This is a genomic window from Candidatus Korarchaeota archaeon NZ13-K (assembly GCA_003344655.1).
Taxonomy (GTDB): Archaea; Korarchaeota; Korarchaeia; order Korarchaeales; family Korarchaeaceae; genus Korarchaeum.
This window is the reverse complement of the sequence record MAIU01000105.1, coordinates 1-3,488: the sequence shown is the minus strand read 5'-3', so window position 1 is coordinate 3,488 and position 3,488 is coordinate 1. Positions and strand designations below refer to the sequence as shown.

Genomic DNA, 3,488 nt, shown 5'->3' with positions numbered 1-3,488 from the left:
GGCGTCTATGAAGGATTTTAGGTTCTGATATACCCAGTTGAAGAAGCCGGGGACGTCCTGGGTTATGAACCTGACCGCGTTGTTGATGAAGTTCTGGGCCGATGTCGTCAGCCAGTTCCAGATGTTGAGGACCCCGTTGACGAAGCCCTGGAACACGGCCCCTAGATCCGTGAGCCTCCTCGTCGCCTCGTCGAACCACCCCTTAATCCTGTCGCTGAACTCGGCCAGGCCCACCTGGATCTGGGACCAGAGCCACGAGGTTCCGTCCCTGATCCTCACTCCGACCTCGTTGAATCCGGAGACTATCCTGTCCCATATGTCCCTGAGGAAGGTGCTGATCCCGGCTATGGCGGCCGCGAAGGGCTGGAGGGCCTGCGATATCCAGTCCCTGACGATCTGGAGGGCCTGGGGAAGCCTGGTGCTCATGAAGTCCCATACCTTGCCGGGCAAATCCGATATCCGGGAGATTACGTCTCCGATCCTCTGGGGCATCTCGGAGAGTATCCTGCCGAGCTGCTCGCCCATCGAGGAGAGCCTGTTCCATATGTCCTGCACCCTGCTCCATATCGAGTAGGCGGTCGAGGCGACGGAGTCTATCGCGCCCTTTAGGGCGTCCCTTGCCTGGCCGATGGCCCACTCGATGGCACCCCTGGCCGAGCTTATTACTCCCTTGAGGGCGTCCTCGACGAGGCTCAGGCCCTGCTGTATCTGGGACCAGAGCCAGTTGATGAGCTGGCCGAGGGGATCCGCGAGCCCTCCCAGCTCCCACCTGAACAGCTCCTCAGGTATTAGGTCGAGGGATACCTCCGATACCTCGAAGTACCTATCCAGCGCCTTTACGACCACCCGGACGTCTATCCCGTCGGCGCTCATCTAGTCCTCCCGGCACCCCTGAGCACGGGCTTCAGGGCGAAGTAGTGATCCGCGACCTGCTCTATCTTCTCCCGGAGCTCCCTGGCCCCGCTGCAGGAGAAGTGGGCCACGGGTGAGACGTAGTGTCCGTCTATTATCCTGTAGGCCACGAGGAAGTTCATCCTGCCGACCATATCCCTATACTCCATGACCTCGACTATCTCGACTATTATGCCCCTCGTCTCAAACTGTTTTGGCGGGCGTATCATCAGGCCCTCACCTCCGCCCTGACCTCCTGTATCTCGTCGATTATCTCGGCTATCTCCCTGGCCTTCTGGTAGACCTGGCAGGATTCCTTGTGGTTGCACCTGCAGGTCGCGACCTTGACGGTCAGGCTGGTCGTCTTCTCGACGAGCCTGGCGAGGAGGTCCTGCAGCCTCCTCTGGGCCGGCGACGGCTCCGGCTGCTGAGGGGGCGCGAGGACCGATTGCTGGTATGGGGGCGGGTAGGCCGCCGTCGAGGTCGCCGGTTGCTGCTGAATCCCGGTCGGGATGGTTTGAGTTGGCTCGATCCTCCGCTCGGTCGGCTCGGACATTATGACTCCCCGGGGGTTTTAACGCCAGAGCCCGTTATAAATCTTATGTGGGCTTCTCGGAGGTTATGAGGGCCTTCTCAAGCCTGAAGATGTTGCCCTCGGCACCGTATCCGGTTACGGCGTACACGTGTTCCCCGAATACGTCGAACTGCCTGGTCGGAGCCGTGGGGAACGGCGGGGGAAGTATGGTCGGGTGCCTCGGCCTTTCGAGGGCAACCGGAGGCCTGCCGTAGATGACTATCCTCTTCTTGGACATGTCGGGGGAGAATATCTCGACCATTTCCCTCGAGAAGGCCACGGGGAGGCCGTCGACGACCGCGAACGAGGGGGCGTAGAGGCTCGTGTAGGCCACGAGGGCCCAGAGGCCTGTCTCGACATCGTATCGGTATATCGCGCCGAGGGCGGGGTTGGGGCACACGTGCAACCCTGAGCCGATCCTGAATCCGGTGCACTCCGAGGTCGGGAGGAAGGGAGGGGTCCTCACCGCCTCCCACCTCTGCCCCGATATCGTGAACCTGTAGAGATCCGGGCCATGGGAACCCCTCAGGACGTAGAGATGGTCGTAGTCCGATTCCCCTCCCCAGAATATCACCGCTCCGTCGCCGATGCTGTCGGGGGCCGGGGGATACGATCTCCAGGAGTCCGACCGGGGGCTGTAGGAGTAGAGGGCCCTCGACCCTCCTGCGGGTATGTACCATATCAGCTGGTGGTACGAGTCGTAGTCGAACAGCGTCCCGGTCGAGTCGTACGACTCCGGGAGGGGGGACTTCTCCTCCCACCTGCCCCTGTCCACGTCGTATGCGGAGAGGGAGGTGCTGGCTCCCCTCTTCAGGAATATCAGTCCATCGGGCGTCGCTATTATGTGCGGATACATGCCTCCCATCCCCCTCGGGGTCTCGGCGACCCACTCCCACGTCTTTATCACGATGCTCACGGCCCTTCCACTCCTATACCTTCGTGGCCTCGACCAGCATGTTCGTCTCCTGGACTATCCGCATGGAGTCGACCCTGAAGCCGTGGGACTCCAGCAGGTTCCTCATGGCCTTCATGGTGAACCCGGACTTGTGGAAGTTGTGCTCGTAGTCCTGTGCCCCGTATATTATGTAGCTGAGTAGCCTGTAGTCCCCGTTCCTGTAGTAGTTGAGTATGTATTTGAGCGCTATGGCCTCGAGATCCGGGCACTTGATGACGAGCTTCCCCCCGGTCTTGGTTATCCTCCTGATTTCCCTGATTACGTCGTCTATCTTCCCGAAGGGCACGTGCTCCAGGCTGTCGTACAGCAGCACGAGGTCGAACTCCTCGTCGGGGAATGGATAGGGGGTCTCGGCCATGTCCATCACCACGTCGGGCTCCACCTCCGGCCTGATGTCGGCGTTTACCCATTTCTCCTCGTCCGTGGATCGCCTCTTGTCCAGGCCGCATCCCAGGTTAAGGCACTTCCTGACGCGGGGCATGGCCTACACCGAGCCGGCTTCCCCTCCGGCCTCGACCCCGGCCTCGGCCTCGGCGACGGCCTCGGCCTCTATGCCCAGGTATTTGAGGAGCTTCGGGTATATTTTGCGGTAGTCCCAGTTGGCGGCGTTCTCGGCGGCCTTGGCGCAGTAGTCCTCGTACTCCTCCCTCTTGTTGTGCCAGATGTCCACGGCGTAGGCCATCATCTCCGCCAGGTCGGCCTCGTCGTACTCGTAGAAGAGCCACTCCTGGGCCCCCTTGTAGGGGACCAGCCTGGTGTAGACGTAGTCGAAGACGAAGTTGTACTCCTTTGACGAGAACTCGCTAAGGGGCGGAGCCCAGACATGTATCGCCGGTATGCCCAGGGCGTTGGCCTCGAGGACGGGGAGGCCGAAGCCCTCGGCGGACGAGGGGAAGACCAGGTAGTCGCAGGCGGCCATGAGCCTCATGGCCTCCTCGTAGGTCAGGGAGCCGAATGGGGTGAGCATCACGGCCCTGCCCTCGTCGATTGCGTCCTTGAGCTGCTGCTGGGCGGCGGGATCGGTGTGGAGGATTAGGACGTAGTCGGGTATGCTGGCGGACTTTAGGA

Annotated in this window: 6 protein-coding genes; all 6 read right to left on the bottom strand. The window is 61.4% G+C overall.

Annotated features, from left to right (window positions below; genetic code table 11):
- Positions 1 to 873: hypothetical protein (locus BA066_07345; protein RDD52884.1), on the bottom strand; the 873-nt coding region annotated here is incomplete at its 3' end.
- Positions 870 to 1,121, bottom strand: a complete 252-nt coding sequence (locus tag BA066_07340) for a hypothetical protein (GenBank protein ID RDD52883.1) — start codon at positions 1,119 to 1,121, stop codon at positions 870 to 872. The genes BA066_07345 and BA066_07340, both read right to left, overlap by 4 nt.
- Positions 1,121 to 1,447, bottom strand: a complete 327-nt coding sequence (locus BA066_07335) for a hypothetical protein (protein ID RDD52882.1) — start codon at positions 1,445 to 1,447, stop codon at positions 1,121 to 1,123. The genes BA066_07340 and BA066_07335 overlap by 1 nt, the downstream gene beginning before the upstream one ends.
- 43 nt (positions 1,448 to 1,490) lie before the next feature.
- Positions 1,491 to 2,372, bottom strand: a complete 882-nt coding sequence (locus tag BA066_07330; protein ID RDD52881.1) for a hypothetical protein — start codon at positions 2,370 to 2,372, stop codon at positions 1,491 to 1,493.
- Between the two features lie 22 nt (positions 2,373 to 2,394).
- Complete coding sequence (locus BA066_07325; protein ID RDD52880.1) at positions 2,395 to 2,901, bottom strand: class I SAM-dependent methyltransferase; 507 nt, start codon at positions 2,899 to 2,901, stop codon at positions 2,395 to 2,397.
- A 3-nt stretch (positions 2,902 to 2,904) separates the two neighbouring features.
- A partial coding sequence (locus tag BA066_07320) for a glycosyltransferase (protein RDD52879.1) occupies positions 2,905 to 3,488 on the bottom strand: 584 nt, incomplete at its 5' end.